Below are 20641 nucleotides of genomic sequence, written 5' to 3'. Positions count from 1 at the left end.
TTTCACAGAGTGAGACGCGAGTATCGACGCATGGACAACTCTAGCGGCGTCGGCGTTCTGGACAAGGCGGCCCTTGTTCTCAGCGCCCTGGAGTCCGGTCCGGCCACCCTCGCGGGGCTGGTCGCGGCGACCGGACTGGCAAGACCCACGGCACACCGTCTCGCCGTGGCACTGGAACACCACCGCATGGTGGCGCGTGACATGCAGGGCCGATTCATCCTCGGCCCGCGCATGGCCGAGCTGGCCGCGGCGGCGGGCGAGGACCGCCTGCTCGCGACGGCGGGGCCGGTACTCACCCACCTCCGTGACGTGACGGGCGAGAGCGCGCAGCTCTATCGCCGGCAGGGCGACATGCGTATCTGTGTCGCGGCCGCCGAGCGCCTCTCGGGCCTCAGGGACACCGTCCCCGTGGGCTCCACGCTCACGATGAAGGCGGGCTCGTCCGCACAGATCCTGATGGCCTGGGAGGAGCCCGAGCGCCTCCACCGCGGCCTCCAGGGCGCCCGCTTCACGGCGACGGCCCTGTCGGGCGTACGGCGCCGCGGCTGGGCCCAGTCGATCGGCGAGCGGGAGCCGGGCGTCGCGTCCGTCTCCGCGCCGGTGCGCGGCCCCTCGAACCGCGTCGTCGCGGCGGTCTCCGTATCCGGACCGATCGAGCGCCTGACGCGCCACCCGGGCCGCATGCACGCGCAGGCCGTCATCGACGCGGCAGGCCGTCTGTCCGAGGCCCTGCGCCGCACCGGCTGACCTTCCCCCACCACACCGCCCAACTCGGGCCGGCCGCTTCAACGCCGCAGCGACCGGCTCGAGTTGACACTTGGTGAGAAACCTTTCAGGCGCACGCGCTCCGGACAACGCGAAGAGGCCCTCCCCTGTTGGGGAGGGCCTCTTGCTGTCTTGTACCCCCGACCGGATTCGAACCGGCGCTACCGCCTTGAGAGGGCGGCGTGCTAGGCCGCTACACAACGGGGGCAAGGATCGTGCGTTGCCACACTGTCCAGCTGGGCTACCAGGACTCGAACCTAGAACAACGGAACCAGAAACCGTCGTGTTGCCAATTACACCATAGCCCAATGCGATCCAGGCCTGGATGGCCTGATCAGTACCCCCGACCGGATTCGAACCGGCGCTACCGCCTTGAGAGGGCGGCGTGCTAGGCCGCTACACAACGGGGGCCCTAGCGATCCTGCATGAAAAACAGCGGGTGCGACCCGGACTGTCCCCCTGGGAAGGATCTGTACCCCCGACCGGATTCGAACCGGCGCTACCGCCTTGAGAGGGCGGCGTGCTAGGCCGCTACACAACGGGGGCTTTGCGGATCTGGAATCCGCGATGCAGATAAGCTCTGCGAGCTGGCCTACCAGGACTCGAACCTAGACTAACGGAACCAGAAACCGTCGTGCTGCCAATTACACCATAGGCCATCAAAAAGCAACCCCTTGCGAGGGTTCTGTTTGATTTACGCTTCCGGGTCCGGCCTTTCGGCCCGTTTCCCTTGGCGCAGGAAGAACATTACCCGAAGGTGGACGGCGCTCCAAAACGGGTATCCGGGGCCAGCAGGGCGGGGAGCTGGTCGAGCGCTGTGATGCGCGTGAGTTCGGGACGGCCGCCGGTCCGCGCGCGGTCCAGCCAGATGCCGGTGAGCCCCGCCTCCTCGGCGCCGCGGGCGTCGGTGTCGGGCTGGTCGCCGACGTACGCGACCTCGTGCGGGGGCAGTTCCAGGGCCTCGCAGGCGGCGTGGAAGGCGGCGGCCTGCGGCTTGGCCACACCGAGTTCGGCGGCGCAGACGACGGCCTCGAAGCGGTCCCTGACGCCGAGGACGCGCAGCTTGCGGTCCTGGTTGTGGACGGAGGAGTTGGACAGCACCGCGTGCCGGTAGCGGTCCGCGAGCAGGTCGAGCACGGGGACAGTGTCGGGGAACAGCGCCCAGGCGGCCTCGTAGTGGACGATGTAGCGCCCGAACCAGGCGTCCGCCTCCGCGTTCGTCCATGGTGTCGGCGATGTCGGCGCCGCGCCCCACGAAGGCCCGTACGCGATCGCGGCGCTGGCCCTCCCAGTCGGTCTCGCCCGACTCGAAGCGCGCCCAGTGCTCCCGTGTGAGGGTGCGCCAACGGGCGAGGGCCTGGCCGACGGAGGTGAATCCGTCGGCCAGGCCCTCGGCCCGAAGGTGTTCCCGCATTCCCGCGCGATCCGCGTTGGCGTAGTCGAAGATCGTGTCGTCTACGTCCCACAGGACCGCGCGGATCGGCATGTGCCCGAGCTTAGGCCGTGAGCTTGGCCAGGGCGGCGTCGATGCGGGTCAGGGTCTTGTCCTTGCCCAGGATCTCCAGGGACTCGAAGAGGGGCAGGCCGACCGTGCGGCCGGTGACGGCGACGCGGACCGGGGCCTGCGCCTTGCCGAGCTTGAGACCGTGCTCCTCACCGGCGGCCAGGACGGCCTCCTTGAGGGAGTCGGCCGATGCCCAGTCGGCGGCCTCGAGCTTCGCGCGGGCCGTGGTCAGGAGGCCGGCCGGGTCGCCCTTCATGGCCTTGGTCCAGGACGCCTCGTCCTCCACCGGCTCCTTCAGGAAGAGGAAGTCGACGTTGGCCGTGATGTCGGACAGGACCGTCACACGGGTCTGCGCGTGGGGGGCGATGGCCTCCCAGGCCGCCTGGTCGAAGTCCTCGGGCGCCCAGTTGGCGAACGGGGCGCGCAGCCACGGCTCGCAGGCCGCCGCGAACGCCTTCACGTCCAGCATGCGGATGTGGTCGCCGTTGATCGACTCGGCCTTCTTGAGGTCGAAGCGCGCCGGGTTGGAGTTGACGTCCGCGAGGTCGAACTTGGCGACCATGTCCTCGATGGAGAAGACGTCCTGGTCGGCCGAGAAGGACCAGCCCAGCAGGGAGAGGTAGTTGAGCAGCCCCTCGGGCAGGAAGCCACGCTCGCGGTAGAGGTTGAGCGAGGCCTGCGGGTCGCGCTTCGAGAGCTTCTTGTTGCCCTCGCCCATGACGTACGGCAGGTGTCCGAAGGCGGGGATGAGCTTCGCGATGCCGAGCTCGTTGAGCGCCATGTAGAGGGCGATCTGGCGGGGCGTGGAGGAGAGGAGGTCCTCGCCGCGCAGGACGTGGGTGATCTCCATCAGGGCGTCGTCGACCGGGTTGACCAGCGTGTACAGCGGGGCGCCGTTCGCGCGGACGATGCCGAAGTCCGGGACGTTCTCCGGCTGGTAGGTGATCTCGCCGCGGACCAGGTCCTCGAACGTGATCGCCTCGTCGGGCATACGGAAGCGGACGATCGGCTCGCGGCCCTCGGCCTCGTACGCGGCGACCTGCTCGGCGCTCAGGTCACGGCAGTGGCCGTCGTAACCGGAGGGCTTGCCCGCGGCGCGGGCGGCGTCGCGGCGGGCGTCGAGCTCCTCGGTGGAGCAGTAGCAGCGGTACGCGTGGCCGGCGGCCAGGAGCTTCTCGGCGACGTCCTTGTAGATGTCCATGCGCTGCGACTGGCGGTACGGAGCGTGGGGGCCGCCGACCTCGGGGCCCTCGTCCCAGTCGAAGCCGAGCCAGCGCATCGAGTCGAGGAGCTGCTCGTACGACTCCTCGGAGTCGCGGGCCGCGTCGGTGTCCTCGATGCGGAAGACGAGGGTGCCCTGGTTGTGCCGGGCGTAGGCCCAGTTGAAGAGGGCGGTGCGGACCAGGCCCACGTGGGGGTTGCCGGTCGGGGAGGGACAGAAACGTACGCGGACGTTCGTCGCGTTAGCCACGCTTGATCACCTTGTTGGTGAGAGTGCCGATGCCTTCGATGGTGACGGCGACCTCGTCGCCGACGTTGAGCGGGCCGACCCCTTCCGGGGTGCCCGTGAGGATCACGTCGCCGGGAAGCAGCGTCATGGCCTCGGAGATGTTGACGATCAGGTCCTCGATCGAGTGGATCATCTGGGACGTGCGGCCGAGCTGGCGCTGCTGTCCGTTGACGGTGCACTGGATCGTCAGGTCGCTGGGGTCGAGGTCCGTCTCCACCCAGGGGCCGAGCGGGCAGGAGGTGTCGAAGCCCTTGGCCCTGGCCCACTGCTTCTCGCGCTTCTGCACGTCACGCGCGGTGACGTCGTTCGCGCAGGTGTAGCCGAGGATGACGTCCTTGACGCGCTCGCGCGGGACCTCGCGGCACATGCGGCCGATGACGACGGCGAGCTCGGCCTCGTGGTGCAGTTCCTGCGAGAAGGAGGGGTACGCGATCTGGTCGCCGGGGCCGATCACCGAGGTGGACGGCTTGAAGAACGCGAAGGGGGCGTCCGGGACCTCGTTGCCCAGTTCCTTCGCGTGTTCCGCGTAGTTGCGGCCGAAGGCGACGACCTTGTTGGGGAGCACCGGCGGCAGGAGCCTGACCTTGCTCAGCGGGACCTTCGTGCCGGAGAGTTCGAAGTCCGCGAACGGGATGCCCTTGATGATGTCGAGGACAAGCCCCTCGGTCGTTCCGGGGGGACTGTCGCCCTCGACCGCGCCGAAGGCGACATTGCCGTCGATGGAGAATCTGGCGATGCGCACGGGTTGGCTGCGCCCCTTTTCTTGCATGTGCCTGGTGGAGTGTGACGCTTCAGGCTAACGCGGGCGGGGGCTCGGGGTTGTTTGCCCGTTCCCCGCCGGTGGGGGCTTGTCGCGCAGTTCCCCGCGTCCCCGCGCCCCTTTGGGGCGCGGCATCCTTCAGCGGCGCGTCCTCACGCCGCCGGAGTCGTCTCCGGGACTTCCATCAGGATGGCGCGGCGCGGGTTGGCCGTCTGAGCGGGGAGGGCGACGGAGTACTCCGGCTGCTCCGGTGCCGCCTGCAGCTCGTCGGCGTCCTTCAGGTGCATCAGCGTCGTACGCCGCGGGTTGGCGATGTTGCGGAACATCGGGGACTTCACAGTCTTCATGTGTCGCTCGTGACCTTGTCGGTGCGGGCGCCCGCAGGGCGCCGGTTGTCGGATTCGCCATCCCTGTAAAGCGCCAGGCTAAACATCTGATTCCCGTCGAAAGAGAGGAAGAGACGATGTTGTTCATGTGAGTTTGCTCACCAGGGGGGTGACAAAAGCTGCAATTCGGACCCGAAGTACGCGGTCCCGAAACGGGCATTCCTCCACTGAAGCCACCATTCCGCTCCCGATCATGGCGACTGGGACACCCCCGGGGTGTAGGTGGAACGTCAGTAAAAGTCCGTTATCGACGAGATCACTTTCTACGTCTCGTGACGCACCCCTCACAAGGCGTCACACTGATACGGCCCTGACCCTCGGCCCTTGTTGGAGATCCTGCACTGTGCTGGAATTCGCGGGACCGCCGCGAGATCGAGCCGGCGCGCACGGGGCGCAACGCAGCGCCGAGTCGCGGCGGAAAGGGGGAGCAGCGCCGGTCACCGACGACCGAAGGGGGCGTTTCAGCTCGCCCCCGAACTACGCCGACACCGTCCCGTCCGCGCACGCGGGGGACGCCTGGTCCAGAGGTTGCGACGCTAGTGCAGGGACGTAAGAACAGGGATGGCAGCGCTGCGGCGGAGCCGGAGCCGCGCGGCGGGACTGGCCCGATGACAGGCAGTTCCTCGCCCCAGCACGCCCAGAACCCGGGCCGGACCGCCTCCGTCGAGGGCAGTACGGCCTCCTCGGCCGCGCCCAAGACCGCCGCGAAGCCGAAGAGCCCGACCGGCCCCGGCTCGCGAATAGCCCTGCGTAACTGGCGCATCTCCACCCGCCTGGTCTCGCTGCTCGCCCTCCCCGTGGTCGCCGCGACCTCCCTCGGCGCGCTGCGTATCGGCGAGTCGATGAGCGACATCCAGCAGCTCGACAACATGAAGCTGCTGACGGACATGACCAAGCAGGCCACCGAGCTCGCGTCCGCGCTCCAGGAGGAGCGCGACCAGTCGGCGGGCCCGCTGGCCAACGGCGGCAAGGCGACCGAGGACTACACCGTCAGGGGCGCGCGCGAGAAGACCGACCGCGCGCGCAAGGCCTTCATGGAAGGCACGTACGAGATCACCGACGGGGACACCAACAGTGGTCTCGACGGTGTGCAGGACCACGTCACGCAGATCGCCGGCCAGCTCAACAACCTCAAGGGCATCCGGCAGGACGCGTTCAAGGACCGCAGCACCTCGTCCCAGACGATCGACGCCTACAGCCGCCTCGTCGAGCAGCTCCTGTCGCTGTCCACCGACATGGCGCAGGCGACCAGCAACCCCGAGATGATCAAGCGCACGCGCGCCCTGGCGTCGTTCTCCTCCGCCAAGGAGTACGCGTCCGTGCAGCGCGCCGTCATCGCAGCCGCCCTGCCCCCGAACGACCGCGACTTCGGCAAGCTCTCCGAGACCGACCGCCGCTACGGCGAGTCCGCGCTGGAGAACCAGGAGTCCGACCTCAAGGGCTTCAGCTCCGTCTACGGAAACGTCGCCGCCACCGAGCTGATGAAGCCCATCGACTCGGGCAACGCGACGATCAAGGCCGCCGACCAGTACGCCCGCCGCGCCCTCGACAGGGAGGGCGGCATCAAGAACGAGGACAAGCGGTCCTACAAGGACTGGGTCGACGCGGACAGCCAGCGTCTGCAGGAAATGTCCAAGATCGAGCTGACGCTGCTCAACCAGATGGAGCAGCAGGCCCGCGAGCTGCGCAACGAGTCCGAGCGCTCGGCCATCATCAACGGTGCGCTGATCCTGCTCGTCCTCGGTGTCTCGCTCGTCGGCGCGTTCGTCGTGGCCCGCTCCATGATCCGCTCGCTGCGCCGGCTCCAGGACACCGCGACCAAGGTCGCCCAGGACCGCCTGCCGGAGCTGGTCAAGCAGCTGTCCGAGTCGGACCCGCAGGACGTCGACACCTCCGTCGAGTCCGTCGGTGTGCACTCGCGCGACGAGATCGGCCAGGTGGCCTCGGCCTTCGACGACGTGCACCGCGAGGCGGTCCGCCTCGCCGCCGAGCAGGCCCTCCTGCGAGGCAACGTCAACGCGATGTTCACCAACCTCTCGCGCCGTTCACAGGGTCTTATCCAGCGCCAGCTCTCGCTCATCTCCGAGCTGGAGTCGCGCGAGGCCGACCCCGACCAGCTGTCCTCGCTGTTCAAGCTCGACCACCTCGCGACCCGCATGCGCCGTAACGGTGAGAACCTCCTCGTTCTCGCCGGTGAAGAGCCCGGCCGCCGCTGGACCCGCCCGGTCCCGCTCGTCGACGTGCTGCGCGCCGCCGCCTCCGAGGTGGAGCAGTACGAGCGCATCGAGCTGGCCTCCGTGCCGACCACCGAAGTGGCCGGCCGCGTCGTCAACGACCTCGTGCACCTGCTCGCCGAGCTGCTCGAGAACGCGACCTCGTTCTCCTCGCCGCAGACCAAGGTCAAGGTCACCGGTCACGCGCTGCCCGACGGCCGTGTGCTGATCGAGATCCACGACACCGGCATCGGCCTCTCCCCCGAGGACCTCGCCGCGATCAACGAGCGCCTCGCGTCGCCGCCCACCGTGGACGTGTCGGTCTCGCGCCGCATGGGTCTGTTCGTGGTCGGCCGTCTGTCGCAGCGTCACGGCATCCGTATCCAGCTCCGCCCGTCCGACTCCGGTGGCACGACGGCGCTCGTCATGCTGCCCGTCGACGTCGCCCAGGGCGGCAAGAAGGCTCCCGGCAAGCCCGGCGCCGCCTCCGGTGGCCCGGCCGCGGCGCAGGCCGCCGCCGGTGTGGCCGCGGCACGGCGTGGGGTCGGCGCGGGTGCGCAGGGCGGTCCTGGTGGTTCCGGTGGCGGGGGCCTGCTCGGTGCCGGTCCCGGCGCGACGCGTCCGCAGGTTGCCGGATCGGGTCCGCGCGCGGCGCTGCCCGGCCGTGACGGCAACGGCCCGCAGGCGCCTCAGTCTCCGCAGTCCCAGCAGCCGCAGCAGTCCTCTCAGCAGGGTCGTCCGGCTCCGGCCGGCGCGTTCGGTGCGCAGGGCGGTCCCGGCCAGGGTCAGCCGCAGGGTCAGGGCCTCGGCCAGGGGCCGGGCCAGAACGGTCCCGTGCCGCCCCAGCAGCGTACGAACCAGGCGCCCGAGCAGGGCCGCCGGCCGGTCCTGCCGCCGCGTGGCGGTCCCCGCGCCGAGCTGCCCGGGGGCAACAACCCCCAGCCTCGCGCGGCGAGTTGGGGCAACGACGACGCGCAGCCGCCGGTGCCGCGCGCCTCGCTCGACGCCCCGCGCGGGCACGAGGAGCCGGACTCCACGACGCAGTTCCCGCGGGTGGACGACCGCCAGGGACCCGGCTCGACGGCCGAGTTCGCCCGGCCCGACTTCGACGGGCCCCGTCCCGGCGCGCCCGCCCCGCACGACCAGGGTCAGGGCCAGGGACAGGACACGGGGGCGTTCGTCCGTAACGACGTCTTCGGCGGCCACCAGGGCCAGTCCCAGAACCCGAACCACTTCCCGCCCCAGAACCCGTCGCAGGGCCGGCCGCAGAACCAGGGTCACCAGACCGGTCAGTTCGCGGCGCCCGGCTTCGACGACGGTCTGCGCCCGGGGCTTCAGGACCCGTCCTCCACGGGCCAGTTCGCCGCTCCCGGCCAGAACAACTCCGGGCGTCCGCGCCAGGACGGCCAGTTCCCCGGCGGCGACGGCTTCGGACAGACACAGGGGCAGGGTCAGAGCCAGGGCCAGGGCCAGGGCCAGGGCCAGGGCCAGGGCCAGGGCCAGCCGCAGGGTCGCCCCGGCGGTCCCGCGCGTGACCTGCCGCAGCTCGGCTCCCGGGGCGCGGCGGACTTCTCGATGCCGCGGCCTCCCGTCCAGGGCGGCCAGGACCAGCACTTCCCGCCGCAGCCGCAGGGTCCCGGACGGCAGGACGAACTGCCGCCCGCCGGACCGGGCGACGGCCGCACCCCGCTCTTCGACACCCTCGAGACCAACTGGTTCCACGGCCAGCAGTCGGGCCAGCAGGCCGGACCGCCGCAGCAGGACCGGCCGCAGGCGCCCGCGCCGCAGCAGAACAACGGCCGGCCGGGCGGCCTGCCGCAGCGCTCGTCGCAGCAGCAGCCCCAGTCGCCCAACCCCTCCCCCGCGCCCGCCCGCCCGGCGGCCGCCGCACCCGCGGCGCCCCAGCAGGCCCAGGCGCCCGCCAACTGGCGCCAGTCGCCCAACGACGAGCTCGGCCGCCAGGCCGAGCGGGTCCGCCAGCCTTCGGCCGGCGGGGTCACCGTCTCCGGGCTCCCGCGTCGCGTCCCGCGTGCGAACCTCGTCGCGGGTACGGCTCAGCAGCAACAGCACCAAACCGGTCCGCAGGTCTCGCGTTCGCCTGATGACGTTCGCGGCCGGCTGACCAATCTCCGTCGGGGCATCCAGCAGGGTCGCCAGGCCGGTACGGGCCAGACCGGCAGCTTCCCCAGCCCCACTCACCAGCAGGAGCGTTAGTTGAGCCAGATGAGCCAGGCGGCACAGAACCTGAACTGGTTGATCACCAACTTCGTGGACAACACGCCGGGGGTCTCCCACACCGTCGTCGTGTCCGCGGACGGCCTGCTGCTCGCCATGTCGGAGGGGTTCCCCCGGGACCGCGCCGACCAGCTGGCGGCCGTCGCTTCGGGCCTCACCTCGCTGACCGCGGGTGCGTCCCGGATCTTCGAGGGCGGCACCGTGGCCCAGACCGTGGTGGAGATGGAGCGTGGCTTCCTCTTCCTCATGTCGGTCTCGGACGGTTCCTCCCTCGCGGTGCTCGCGCACCCGGACTGCGACATCGGCCTCGTCGGCTACGAGATGGCGCTGCTCGTGGACCGTGCGGGTTCCGTACTGACCCCCGATCTCCGCGCCGAACTGCAGGGCAGCCTGCTGCACTAGTCACGACCTCCCCCACACGCACGTACGACCGCACCGTCAGGCCGCCACCGCCCCCCACCGGCCCCGTCAGACGGCACGCAGACCACCTGCTGTCCCGCCCGGAGGATCCATGACCCCGCCCACCGCCTCTCACGACCCGTACGGCGTATCTCCGCACGCCGCGTACGGTCCTGAAGGCGACCAGCCGCTGGTGCGTCCATACGCGATGACCGGTGGCCGGACACGGCCGCGCTACCAGCTCGCCATAGAGGCGCTCGTCAGCACGACCGCCGACCCGGCCCAGCTGATAGGGCTGCTCCCCGAGCACCAGCGCATCTGCCACCTGTGCCGGGAGGTCAAGTCGGTGGCGGAGGTGTCGGCCCTGCTGTCGATGCCTCTCGGTGTGGCCCGGATCCTCGTCGCGGACCTGGCGGAAGCGGGAATGGTGGCCATCCACCAGCCCGGTGGCGACGAGAACGCCGGCGGCCAGCCTGACGTGACACTGCTCGAAAGGGTGCTCAGTGGACTTCGCAAGCTCTAACGGCGGAGGCGGCCGTTCCACCACGTCCGCGAAGATCGTGGTGGCGGGCGGCTTCGGCGTCGGCAAGACCACGTTCGTGGGCGCCGTCTCGGAGATCAACCCTCTGCGCACCGAGGCCGTCATGACGTCCGCGTCGGCGGGCATCGACGACCTCACCCACACCGGGGACAAGACCACCACCACGGTGGCGATGGACTTCGGCCGCATCACCCTGGACCAGGACCTGATCCTGTACCTCTTCGGTACGCCCGGTCAGGACCGCTTCTGGTTCATGTGGGACGACCTCGTCCGCGGCGCGATCGGCGCGATCGTCCTCGTCGACACGCGCCGTCTCGCCGACTGCTTCCCGGCCGTCGACTACTTCGAGAACTCCGGCCTGCCCTTCGTCGTCGCCCTCAACGGCTTCGAGGGTCATCAGCCCTACACACCCGACGAGGTGCGCGAGGCGCTCCAGATCGGCCCGGACACCCCGATCATCACCACGGACGCCCGACACCGTGCGGATGCAAAGAGTGGCCTGATCACGCTGGTCGAGCACGCGCTGATGGCCCGCCTGAAGTAGCCCGACCGCCGAAAATCCGGCCACCAAGTGGCCAGATCCATACGGCAGTTGTCGTAGTGCGCCCGGAGGCCGCTGTGTCCTTTGACACGGTCGGCCTCCGTGTTCATAACGTTTCGACAGAGAATTCCGGTGCCGCCGCCACAGGTCGCGCACACCCGGTTCCACAGCGCGCACAAGAGCCCCGCCTTTTGGCGGGGCTCGCTCTTTATGACCGTTTTATCTGGGGCATGCGTCACTCGGAGCTTCCGGTTCCCAGTGTTTGGAAGAGAACCGCCTGACGTGCTGGAATGCGCTGAACTGCCCAGTAGGTAAGGGCCTGGAGACAGCGGCACAGCGTAAGTGCCGACGCCGAGAGGTTGTTGGTCGAGTGAGGCGAAGCAAGAACAGTCCCGAGCCGTCGTCGGCGCGGGGCAACTTCACCCCGCCGCCGCGTGCAGCGGCGCCGGCCGCGCATGTGCCACGGGCCGAGCAGCCCCCGGCGCCGTCCGGCGGCCGGATGTCACCGCGCAACTGGCGCGTGCCCACCAAGCTGAACGCGATCCTCCTCATACCCGTGCTCGTGGGTCTGATCATGGGTGGCTTCCAGGTCAAGGGCTCGATCGACACCTGGAACGAGGCCGAGGACGCGGAGAACACCGCGCGTCTGGTGCAGGCGTCGCTGACGTACGCCAACAGCCTGATCGAGGAACGCGACATCTCCGCGGCTCCTCTCCTGCTGGGCAAGAAGAACGACCCGTCGGTCGTCAAGGCCCGCGAGGCGACGAACGAGGCCGCCGACGCCTTCGACGCCGCCGCGAAGAACATGCCGGCCAAGGAAGGCCTGGAGCGCCGCCTCACGCAGTTCCGGCAGGTCGAGCCCGGCCTGGAGAAGCTGCGGGCCGCCGCGTACACGAGCAAGCTCCCCGGCGTGCAGACCGAAGAGGGCTACGTCGGCATCCAGCACCCGCTGATGGAGTTCGCCAACGAACTCGGCCTCGGCACCGGAAACATCACGAGCTACGGCCGCACGGTCTACGCCATCTCGCTCTCCAAGGCCGCGCTCTCGCTGGAGCGGTCCATCGGTATGCACCTGCTGGTCGCCCCGGGCCCCTCGGCCTCGACCTTCGGCAAGCAGAAGATCGCGCTCTCCTCGTACGCCTATCTCGAGGGCATCGCCATCGAGGAGTACAAGGGCGGCGGCACGCAGGCCGACGTCGACAAGCTCGGTGCCGCCCAGAAGCAGCTGGCGATCGACGGCGCGAAGCAGGCCAAGCAGACCGCCGCGGCCGCGAAGGCGCAGGGCAAGACCTACGTCCCGCCGCCGGCCGACCCCACCGACATGGTCTCCTACATCGCGACGCTGCCCACCACGCAGCCGAGCGCCCGCCTCGCCATCGCGCAGCGGGGCGTCACCAAGGAGAACTGGTGGGCGGTCAACACCGCCAAGTTCAACGCATACCGCACCATCGAGTCCGACCTCGCCGACAAGGCGGTGAACGAGGCCGCCGGCATCGCCGACGACGCCAAGCAGTCCACGTTCGTCACCGGCGCGGTCGTCCTGGTCGCCCTGCTCGCCGCGTTCGCGCTGGCCGGGATGATGGCGCGCCAGATGAGCCGCTCGATGCGCCGCCTGCGCACCGCCGCCTTCGACGTCGCCGAGCAGCGCCTGCCGATGCTCGTCGACCAGCTCTCGCGCACCGACCCGGGCCGCGTCGACACCCGTGTGCAGCCCATCCCGATCAACTCCACGGACGAGATCGGCGAGGTCGCCCGCGCCTTCGACCAGGTGCACCGCGAGGCCGTCCGCCTCGCCGCCGAGCAGGCCCTGCTCCGCGGCAACATCAACGCGATCTTCACCAACCTGTCGCGCCGCAACCAGTCCCTGATCGAGGGTCAGCTGACCCTCATCACTGACCTGGAGAACAACGAGGCCGAGCCGGACCAGCTGGAGAACCTCTTCCGCCTGGACCACCTGGCGACCCGTATGCGCCGCAACGGCGAGAACCTCCTCGTCCTCGCGGGCGAGGAGCCGGGCCGCCGCTGGGACCAGCCGGTCCCGCTGGTCGACGTCCTGCGCGCCGCCTCCTCCGAGGTGGAGCAGTACGAGCGCATCGAGCTGTCGGGCGTGCCGGAGGCCGAGATCCACGGCCGTTCGGTGACCGACCTCGTGCACCTGCTCGCCGAGCTCCTGGAGAACGCCACCACGTTCTCCTCGCCGCAGACCAAGGTCCGCGTCACCGCGACCCGTCTCCCCGACGGCCGCGTCATGATCGAGATCCACGACAAGGGAATCGGCCTCACCGCCGAGGACTTCGCGGACATCAACCACAAGCTGGCCAACCCGCCGACGGTGGACGCCGCGATCTCGCAGCGCATGGGCCTGTTCGTGGTCGGCCGCCTGTCCGACCGGCACGGCATCCGCGTCCAGCTGCGCCCCTCGGGCGAGCAGGCCGGCACGACCTCGCTCGTCATGCTGCCCGACGCCATCACCCACGGTGGCAGCGGCGAGCACCTCCCCGAGTCCGAGTTCACCGTCTCGTCGATGATCCCGTCGCAGTCGGCGTACGAGCCCGCCCCGCTGCGCACCGCCGCGGAGCTCGGCTTCGACGACAGCCGCTACACGGACGTCCCTGACGACCTGCGTGACCTGGACCCGGTCGGCCGTTCGCTGATGCGCGAGGAGCGCCGCGCGGCTCTGGAGTCGCACCTCGGTGAGCCGGGCGAGGACCGCCCGCTGTTCCGCGACGAGATCGCTCCGGCGCAGGCGCAGGACCCGTACGAGCAGCAGTCCGCGTACGCTCCCGCACAGCCCGCGTACGACGACGGTCAGCAGCAGGCGTACGAGGACCCCTCGTCCGGCTACGGGCAGGGCCGGCAGACGTACGACGAGCAGCCGCAGAACGGCTCCTACAACGACTCGTTCTTCGCACCGCAGGACGGCTACGCGTCTCAGGACGCCTATGCGGAACCCGTCCAGGAGACGTACTCGGCCTTCGGCGACGCCCCGCTGCGCGGCTCGCAGCAGCGCGACTGGCAGACGCAGGACGGCTACCAGGAGCAGTACCGGTCCGAGCACACCGCTCAAACGGAATCCGCGCAGCGCGCTGACGCCGGTGAGCCGGAGCGCGTAGGCTTTGACCCGCACGGTCCCGCGGCCCCGGCCGGACCCACCCCGTCCGCCGCCCGTTCGCTCACCGACGCCGGTCTTCCGATGCGCGGTTCGGGCGGGCAGCAGCGCCAGGCCCCGGCGGCGACACCGGCGCCCGACCGCGCCGACAACACCACCCAGGACAACGGCAGCGCCGGCAGCGACGGCAGCGGCCCCGACGACTGGCGTTCGTCCAACGACGAGCGCTGGGTCCGCGCGGAGCAGCTCCGGAAGCCGAAGGCGGGCGGAGTCACCTCCTCCGGTCTGCCGCGCCGGGTGCCCAAGGCCAATCTGGTCGAGGGCACGGCGGAATCGACCCCGCAGGGCGGCCCCCAGGTCTCCCGCGCGCCTGAGGACGTCAGGGGCAGGCTGAGCAACCTGCGCCGGGGCGTGCAGCGGGGACGCGAAGCAGGAAGCGATACGAACGGCCAGGCCACGAACCAGCACAGTGGTCCTGACAGCACCTACAACCAGGAGCGTTAGTGTGAGCCCGATGAGCCAGGCGGCACAGAACCTGAACTGGTTGATCACCAACTTCGTGGACAACACCCCTGGGGTGTCCCACACGGTGGTGGTCTCCGCCGACGGACTCCTTCTGGCGATGTCCGAAGGGTTCCCGCGTGACCGTGCCGACCAGCTGGCGGCCGTCGCGTCGGGTCTTACCTCGCTGACCGCGGGCGCGTCCCGCATCTTCGAGGGCGGCAGCGTGAACCAGACAGTTGTGGAGATGGAGCGAGGATTCCTCTTCATCATGTCCATCTCCGACGGTTCTTCCCTCGCTGTCCTCGCACACCCGGAGGCGGACATTGGCCTCGTCGGGTACGAGATGGCACTTCTTGTCGACCGCGCGGGTACGGTTCTCACTCCCGACCTGCGGGCCGAGCTTCAGGGGAGCCTTCTCAACTGACAGACAAGCGGTGCGATTTCGCGCCCCGTGGCCGTAAGGTTTCGGGACGCGGCTCCACGGTGATGGTGCCCGGCACAGTTGGAGGAGGAAAGCGTGGCTGGTTCTGCAACACCCCCGAGCGGTTCATCGGCGAACTGGTCCTACGGGCCTGGCCAGGGCCAGGGCCAGGGTCAGGGGCAGGGTGACGCGCCGAACCGGTACAACTTCCCCTCCGCGCCGAGCCACCGGCGTCAGCCGTACGCGCCCCCGCACCCGCCGCAGCCGCGGCAGCCGGGGCCGTACGACCAGCCGTCGGCACCCCGCATTCAGCCCGTGCAGCCTCAGCGGCGCCCCGACAGCCCCGCACCGGCCGCCAACAATCCCCTGGTGCGTCCGTACGCCATGACGGGTGGCCGCACCAGGCCGCGCTACCAGCTCGCCATCGAGGCACTGGTGCACACCACCGCGCAGCCGCACCAGTTGCAGGGCCAGTTGCCCGAGCACCAGCGGATCTGCACCCTCTGCCGAGAGATCAAGTCAGTGGCCGAAGTCTCGGCCCTGCTCAGCATCCCCCTCGGCGTGGCCAGGATTCTCGTCGCCGACTTGGCGGAGGCGGGCCTGGTCGCCATTCATCAGCCCGGCGGCGAAGAGAACGCCGGCGGTCAGCCAGACGTGACTTTGCTCGAAAGGGTGCTCAGTGGACTTCGCAAGCTCTAGCGGAGGGCCTTCCCGCTCCACCACGTCCGCGAAGATCGTGGTGGCGGGCGGCTTCGGCGTCGGCAAGACGACCTTCGTGGGCGCCGTCTCGGAGATCAACCCTCTGCGCACCGAGGCCGTCATGACGTCCGCGTCGGCGGGCATCGACGACCTCACCCACACCGGGGACAAGACGACGACCACCGTCGCCATGGACTTCGGCCGCATCACCCTGGACCAGGACCTGATCCTGTACCTCTTCGGTACGCCCGGTCAGGACCGCTTCTGGTTCATGTGGGACGACCTGGTCCGCGGCGCGATCGGTGCGATCGTGCTCGTCGACACGCGCCGTCTCGCCGACTGCTTCCCGGCCGTCGACTACTTCGAGAACTCCGGCCTGCCCTTCGTCGTCGCCCTCAACGGCTTCGACGGCAGCCAGCCGTACCAGCCCGACGAGGTCCGTGAGGCGCTGCAGATCGGTCCGGACACCCCGATCATCACGACGGACGCCCGACACCGCGCGGACGCGAAGTCGGCGCTCATCACGCTCGTGGAGCACGCGCTGATGGCTCGCCTGCGCTAGCCTGCGGCGCCGGCGCGAACACGGGAAAGCCCCCGGTGACCTTCGGGTCACCGGGGGCTTTTTCGCCCTTCGGGCTCGTCCTCGGACGCCGGACGGGCCGGATGTCCGCGCTCAGCCCTGCCAGCTGTGCGGGGCGCGGAAGCCGTGCTGACGCTCCAGGCGGCGCCAGCCGGCCTTGTCGCGGCCGCGCAGGGCGGGGCTGTCGGTCGGTGTGGCGGCGGCGCGGGCCAGCAGGATCGCGGTCAGGGCCGCGACCTCCTCGGGCTCGGCGTGGCCCTTCTCAACGCGGATGTCGGATGCAGACATGTGCAGTGATCTCCTTGTGGGGTTACTGCGGGGGGTTGCCGTGCTTGCGCGAAGGCAGATCGGCGTGCTTCGTGCGCAGCATCGCGAGGGAGCGGATGAGCACCGCGCGGGTCTCGGCGGGGTCGATGACGTCGTCGACCAGGCCCCGCTCGGCCGCGTAGTACGGGTGCATCAGCTCGGCCTTGTACTCCTTGACCATGCGGGTGCGCATGGCCTCGGGGTCCTCGGCCTCGGCGATCTGACGGCGGAAGATGACGTTGGCGGCGCCCTCGGCGCCCATGACGGCGATCTCGTTCGTGGGCCAGGCGTAGGTGAGGTCGGCACCGATCGACTGCGAGTCCATGACGATGTAGGCACCTCCGTACGCCTTGCGCAGGATGAGCGAGATCCGCGGCACGGTGGCGTTGCAGTACGCGTACAGCAGCTTGGCGCCGTGACGGATGATCCCGCCGTGCTCCTGGTCGACACCGGGCAGGAAGCCGGGGACGTCGAGGAGGGTCACGATCGGAATATTGAAAGCGTCGCACATCTGGACAAAGCGGGCAGCTTTTTCGCTGGCCTCGATGTCCAGGACGCCCGCGAGGGACGAGGGCTGGTTGGCGACGATGCCGACGACCTGGCCGTCCAGGCGGGCCAGGGCGCAGATGATGTTGCGCGCCCAGCGCTCGTGGATCTCGAGGTAGTCGCCGTCGTCGACGAGCTCCTCGATGACCTTGGCCATGTCGTACGGGCGGTTGCCGTCGGCCGGGACCAGGTCGAGCAGGACGTCCGAGCGGCGCTCGGCGGGGTCCTCGGAGGCCACGGTCGGCGGGTTCTCGCGGTTGTTGGAGGGCAGCATCGAGATGAGGTAGCGGACCTCGGCGATGCAGGTCTCCTCGTCGTCGTACGCGAAGTGGCAGACGCCCGACGTCTCGGCGTGCACGTCGGCGCCGCCGAGGCCGTTCTGGGTGATCTCCTCACCGGTGACCGCCTTGACGACGTCCGGTCCGGTGATGAACATCTGCGAGGTCTCGCGGACCATGAAGACGAAGTCGGTCAGGGCCGGGCTGTAGGCCGCGCCACCCGCGCACGGGCCGAGCATCACGCTGATCTGCGGGATGACACCGGACGCCTTGGTGTTGCGCTGGAAGATGCCGCCGTAACCGGCGAGGGCGGAGACGCCCTCCTGGATACGGGCGCCCGCGCCGTCATTGAGGGAGACCAGCGGGGCACCGGCCGCGATGGCCATGTCCATGATCTTGTGGATCTTCGTGGCGTGGGCCTCGCCCAGGGCGCCGCCGAAGATACGGAAGTCGTGCGCGTAGACGAAGACCGTGCGGCCCTCGACCGTGCCCCAGCCGGTGATGACACCGTCGGTGTAGGGCTTCTTGGACTCCAGGCCGAAGCCGGTCGCCCGGTGCCGGCGCAGCTGCTCGACCTCGTTGAACGATCCCGCGTCCAGCAGCAACTCGATCCGCTCACGAGCGGTCAGCTTGCCCTTCGCGTGCTGGGCCTCGGTCGCCTTGTCGCTGGGCCCGCGCAGCGCCTCCTCACGGATCGCGTGCAGCTCGGCGACGCGTCCGCGCGCGTCGGTGGGCTCATCCCCGGGGGAACCGGCTGAGGCGGTGTCGTCCAAAACGGTCATGTAGCGACCTTACGAAGGCGACCAAGCAAAACGGGCCGTCGACTCCGTACAGTCTCCGACCCGTTTTCCTGGTGCCCCCGAACAGAACGCCGTCGCCATGCAGGCGAAGTGACTGCTCAGGACCCTGCTGCCTTGTAGAGGTCACACAAACGGCTCAACTGAGAGTCACCTCACACCGATGGCTCACACATGCCGCCCCAGGGGTGACGCGCAGCCGCAGCCTATGGCCCGTGGCGACCACTTCGACGGAGGGGTCGTGGCTGGCGACGCGGCGCACGGGCCGGTCCCAGACGACATCCACGGGCTCGCCCGTGCGGGGCGGTTCGCTGATGGTCAGCACCGCGGTGCGTCCCTTCCTGCGCAGGAGGACGCTCGCGGGAGCCGACACCGTGAGCTCCCCCGCGCTCCCCGCTTCCCAGAAGTTCGCCGCGCTCACGCCGAGGGAGGGCACGGCGACGGCCTGGGCGGCGGCCGTGTTGGCCAGGACCGACAGCCAGTGGCGGTCGCCCGCGCGCCGCGCGAGGTCGTGCTTCGAGGCGCCCGGCATCAGCAGATAGGCGTACGCGGCGTCGGTGGGGTCCGTGCCGTGGTCGAGCCAGAGGGTCTGCCAGCGTCGCGTGCGGCGCTCGGTGGAGCTGGTGGTGTTGATGTCGGACCAGGCACCGGAGCGGTCCTCGCGCAGATGCCGCAGCGGGGCGCCGCCGGGGAAGACCCAGCCGCCGTGGCCCTCCAGGTGGGCCCATCGGGCGCGGGCGGCGCCGTCGACGGTGAAGGCCTGGGTGCCGCCTTCTCCGAGGTTGCGGTTGTCGACGACGGTCTCGACGGGTACGCCGTCGGCCGCCGTGATCCCGGCGCCCAGGCACACCACGGTGTCGGCGAGGCAGAACCACGACTTGCGGGCCTGGAGCGTCGAGCCGAGCCCCTTGACATGCTGCCCGACCGACGCGAACTCCCCGTCCGTCGCGCCGCCGACCCACTTCGCATCGGGCCGGGCCGCGCCCCACTCGCCGCCGGCCTTGTCGGCGAGACGCTTGGTGGAGACGGTCGTGCCGGGCAGCCGGTAGAAGTCGACGGTCGGCCAGAACCAGTCCGTGTACTGGTCGGACCGCTCGCCGGTGGCCCACCACGAGAGCATGCCGGCGCCGGTGTGCCAGCCGCGCGGGTTCTCGCCGTTGCCGCACTCGTAGTACGCGATCCGGTCCGAGGACATGGAGACGTTCGCGGCGAAGCCGGGGCGCTTGTGCACCGCGCGGTCCATGGCGGCGAACAACTGGTGGCCGACGGGCTCGGGCGCGGCCTCGACGGCGGAGTCCGCGACGGCGTGCAGCCGGGACAGGTCCGCGACCCCGAACTGCTCGGCGGTCAGCAGGGGCGTGACCGTGTCCCGCTCGATCCAGCCCTTGATCCGCCCGTGCCAGCGCTCGCGCTCGGCCGCGCTCGCGCCGGCGGCGAGCTGCGCCATGGCGGCGATCAGGCCCTGGCCGTGGAAGTGGTCGCTGCGCATGACCTTGAGGTCGTCGCTGTTGAGGTAACCGCGGCTGATGGCACGGCCGTTGACGCTGTCCATCATCAGGCCGTCGAACAGGAGCGGGGCGTAGGCGTGCTCGACGCTGTCGAGGATGATCTGCCGGTTCGGGTCGGTGACGGCCCAGGTGGACCCGGCGAGCAGCGCGAAGAGCCGGCCGAGACCGTCGAGCATGACCTGTCCGTACGTGCCCGAGTAGGCGATGTACGTGTGCTGGATGAACGAGCCGTCGGCGTAGAGGCCGTCCCCCTTGGTGACGTAGGGGAAGACGGGCGAGAGGGCGTCGCGGGCCAGGGCCGTCTTGTCGGGGTTCCTGCCGAGGATGCCGCGCAGGGCGACCGAGCGGCACAGGTCCACACGGTTGGCGCCGGTGGAGGTGCCGGAGTAGTCGCGGAGGATCGCGTCGGGGATGAAGTGGTCGACGGCGGCGAAGGCGGCGTCGCGCTGGTCCTGCGTGAGGTGGTCGTGGAGGACGGCGACGATGTCCATCAGGAGGCGGGGGCTGCCGATCTGCCACTCCCACCAGTTCCCGTACGGGGTCGTGGTCGCCTTGTAGACGGTCGCGGAGAGGTGGTCGAGGCCCTTGACGATGTCGGCGAGGAGGGCCGCGTCGCCGGTCGAACCCGTGCCCTCCTGGGCGTACGCCTGCGTCATGGTCCACAGGCGGTTGTAGCCCTGGGTGATGCCGGCCGGTGGGTCGAACGGGTAGCCCGGCCAGAGGGAGGTGGCGGTCGGGGCCATCGTCGCCCTGAAGCCGCGGGCGAGCTCTCCGAGTTCCTTCAGACGCGAGGCGTAGGGCTCGGCGGTGGCGTCGTAGCCGGTGCCGAGGGAGATCTCCAGCCATCGCTTGCGCAGGGTCTCGAACTCGTCGTCGAGGGCGTCCGAAGCGTCGGCGGCATGGGCGGGCGGGGCAAGTGCCGCGCCCGCGAGGAGAGTCGACGCGATGAGGATCGTGCGGCGCGTGGGTGTCATGGGGTTGCACCTAATCAGTCGTAGAAAGCGCTGTCTACGGCGTGCGCGAAAGGGGCCCCGCCACT

15 protein-coding genes, 5 tRNA genes and 1 pseudogene are annotated in these 20641 nt (G+C 70.0%); 9 read left to right on the top strand and 12 right to left on the bottom strand.

The window, feature by feature from the left end:
- Positions 1-30: 30 nt before the first annotated feature.
- The gene (ndgR, locus tag ACIPWY_RS23665; protein WP_100595026.1) at positions 31-747 is read left to right on the top strand and encodes an IclR family transcriptional regulator NdgR; all 717 of its coding nucleotides are present in this window, start codon (positions 31-33) and stop codon (positions 745-747) included.
- 153 nt (positions 748-900) lie between these two features.
- On the opposite strand, the gene ACIPWY_RS23660 is transcribed toward ndgR, so the two are convergent.
- The 9 genes and pseudogenes from ACIPWY_RS23660 to ACIPWY_RS23620 all read right to left on the bottom strand — a co-directional run bounded on the left by ACIPWY_RS23660 (position 901) and on the right by ACIPWY_RS23620 (position 4886).
- Positions 901-973 (bottom strand) — tRNA-Glu (locus tag ACIPWY_RS23660).
- Positions 974-1001: 28 nt separating this feature from the next.
- Positions 1002-1073, bottom strand: a tRNA-Gln gene (locus ACIPWY_RS23655).
- Between the two features lie 30 nt (positions 1074-1103).
- Positions 1104-1176 (bottom strand) — tRNA-Glu (locus ACIPWY_RS23650).
- Between the two features lie 62 nt (positions 1177-1238).
- Positions 1239-1311: transfer RNA gene (locus tag ACIPWY_RS23645), tRNA-Glu, on the bottom strand.
- A 41-nt stretch (positions 1312-1352) separates the two neighbouring features.
- Positions 1353-1424 (bottom strand) — tRNA-Gln (locus ACIPWY_RS23640).
- An 88-nt stretch (positions 1425-1512) separates the two neighbouring features.
- Positions 1513-2251: pseudogene (locus tag ACIPWY_RS23635) on the bottom strand (HAD family hydrolase).
- A gap of 10 nt (positions 2252-2261) precedes the next feature.
- Positions 2262-3740: a glutamate--tRNA ligase gene (gene gltX / locus ACIPWY_RS23630; protein ID WP_362904760.1), complete on the bottom strand. Its 1479-nt coding sequence runs from the start codon at positions 3738-3740 to the stop codon at positions 2262-2264.
- Positions 3733-4521: a fumarylacetoacetate hydrolase family protein gene (locus ACIPWY_RS23625; protein WP_266559665.1), complete on the bottom strand. Its 789-nt coding sequence runs from the start codon at positions 4519-4521 to the stop codon at positions 3733-3735. The genes gltX and ACIPWY_RS23625 overlap by 8 nt, the downstream gene beginning before the upstream one ends.
- Before the next feature lie 170 nt (positions 4522-4691).
- On the bottom strand, positions 4692-4886 hold the full coding sequence (locus tag ACIPWY_RS23620; protein ID WP_362904756.1) for a hypothetical protein: 195 nt from the start codon (positions 4884-4886) through the stop codon (positions 4692-4694).
- Between the two features lie 578 nt (positions 4887-5464).
- Here ACIPWY_RS23620 and ACIPWY_RS23615 point away from each other — a divergent pair.
- The 8 genes from ACIPWY_RS23615 (at position 5465) to ACIPWY_RS23580 (ending at position 16149) form a co-directional block, all read left to right on the top strand.
- Positions 5465-9352 carry a nitrate- and nitrite sensing domain-containing protein gene (locus ACIPWY_RS23615; protein ID WP_401534813.1) on the top strand — a complete coding sequence of 1296 codons (3888 nt, stop codon included), beginning with the start codon at positions 5465-5467 and terminating at the stop codon, positions 9350-9352.
- A 9-nt stretch (positions 9353-9361) separates the two neighbouring features.
- Positions 9362-9775 (top strand): roadblock/LC7 domain-containing protein, encoded by a 414-nt coding sequence (locus ACIPWY_RS23610; RefSeq protein ID WP_362904909.1) that lies wholly within the window; start codon positions 9362-9364, stop codon positions 9773-9775.
- 109 nt (positions 9776-9884) lie between these two features.
- A complete protein-coding gene (locus ACIPWY_RS23605) occupies positions 9885-10295 on the top strand; it encodes a DUF742 domain-containing protein (protein ID WP_227297383.1) in 411 nt (136 codons plus the stop codon).
- Positions 10276-10857, top strand: a complete 582-nt coding sequence (locus ACIPWY_RS23600; RefSeq protein ID WP_100595019.1) for an ATP/GTP-binding protein — start codon at positions 10276-10278, stop codon at positions 10855-10857. The genes ACIPWY_RS23605 and ACIPWY_RS23600 overlap by 20 nt, the downstream gene beginning before the upstream one ends.
- Positions 10858-11224: 367 nt before the next feature.
- Positions 11225-14467 (top strand): nitrate- and nitrite sensing domain-containing protein, encoded by a 3243-nt coding sequence (locus ACIPWY_RS23595; RefSeq protein WP_362904749.1) that lies wholly within the window; start codon positions 11225-11227, stop codon positions 14465-14467.
- 10 nt (positions 14468-14477) lie between these two features.
- Entirely contained in the window at positions 14478-14891 is a 414-nt protein-coding gene (locus ACIPWY_RS23590) for a roadblock/LC7 domain-containing protein (RefSeq protein WP_033321188.1), read from the top strand.
- A gap of 93 nt (positions 14892-14984) precedes the next feature.
- Entirely contained in the window at positions 14985-15587 is a 603-nt protein-coding gene (locus tag ACIPWY_RS23585) for a DUF742 domain-containing protein (RefSeq protein ID WP_393704236.1), read from the top strand.
- On the top strand, positions 15568-16149 hold the full coding sequence (locus tag ACIPWY_RS23580) for an ATP/GTP-binding protein (RefSeq protein WP_054239772.1): 582 nt from the start codon (positions 15568-15570) through the stop codon (positions 16147-16149). The genes ACIPWY_RS23585 and ACIPWY_RS23580 overlap by 20 nt, the downstream gene beginning before the upstream one ends.
- Before the next feature lie 111 nt (positions 16150-16260).
- Here the strand turns inward: ACIPWY_RS23580 and ACIPWY_RS23575 are convergent, their stop codons facing one another.
- From ACIPWY_RS23575 to ACIPWY_RS23565, 3 genes are all read right to left on the bottom strand, one after another.
- Positions 16261-16455, bottom strand: a complete 195-nt coding sequence (locus ACIPWY_RS23575) for an acyl-CoA carboxylase subunit epsilon (protein WP_362904745.1) — start codon at positions 16453-16455, stop codon at positions 16261-16263.
- A gap of 22 nt (positions 16456-16477) precedes the next feature.
- The gene (locus ACIPWY_RS23570; protein ID WP_362904743.1) at positions 16478-18079 is read right to left on the bottom strand and encodes an acyl-CoA carboxylase subunit beta; all 1602 of its coding nucleotides are present in this window, start codon (positions 18077-18079) and stop codon (positions 16478-16480) included.
- Positions 18080-18233: 154 nt separating this feature from the next.
- Complete coding sequence (locus tag ACIPWY_RS23565; protein WP_393704233.1) at positions 18234-20576, bottom strand: polysaccharide lyase 8 family protein; 2343 nt, start codon at positions 20574-20576, stop codon at positions 18234-18236.
- Positions 20577-20641: the final 65 nt, after the last annotated feature.

Source organism: Streptomyces sp. NPDC090032, from assembly GCF_044748025.1.
GTDB lineage: Bacteria > Actinomycetota > Actinomycetes > Streptomycetales > Streptomycetaceae > Streptomyces.
This window is presented reverse-complemented; position numbering and strand designations above follow the sequence as displayed.

Bases quoted from the DNA above. Each gene is read 5' to 3' on its own strand.
- ACIPWY_RS23610 (WP_362904909.1), top strand. From the start codon at position 9,362: ATGAGCCAGGCGGCACAGAACCTGAACTGGTTGATCACCAACTTCGTG.
- ACIPWY_RS23590 (WP_033321188.1), top strand. From the start codon at position 14,478: ATGAGCCAGGCGGCACAGAACCTGAACTGGTTGATCACCAACTTCGTG.
- ndgR (WP_100595026.1), top strand. From the start codon at position 31: ATGGACAACTCTAGCGGCGTCGGCGTTCTGGACAAGGCGGCCCTTGTT.
- ACIPWY_RS23575 (WP_362904745.1), bottom strand. From the start codon at position 16,455: ATGTCTGCATCCGACATCCGCGTTGAGAAGGGCCACGCCGAGCCCGAG.
- ACIPWY_RS23605 (WP_227297383.1), top strand. From the start codon at position 9,885: ATGACCCCGCCCACCGCCTCTCACGACCCGTACGGCGTATCTCCGCAC.
- ACIPWY_RS23565 (WP_393704233.1), bottom strand. From the start codon at position 20,576: ATGACACCCACGCGCCGCACGATCCTCATCGCGTCGACTCTCCTCGCG.
- ACIPWY_RS23620 (WP_362904756.1), bottom strand. From the start codon at position 4,886: ATGAAGACTGTGAAGTCCCCGATGTTCCGCAACATCGCCAACCCGCGG.
- ACIPWY_RS23570 (WP_362904743.1), bottom strand. From the start codon at position 18,079: ATGACCGTTTTGGACGACACCGCCTCAGCCGGTTCCCCCGGGGATGAG.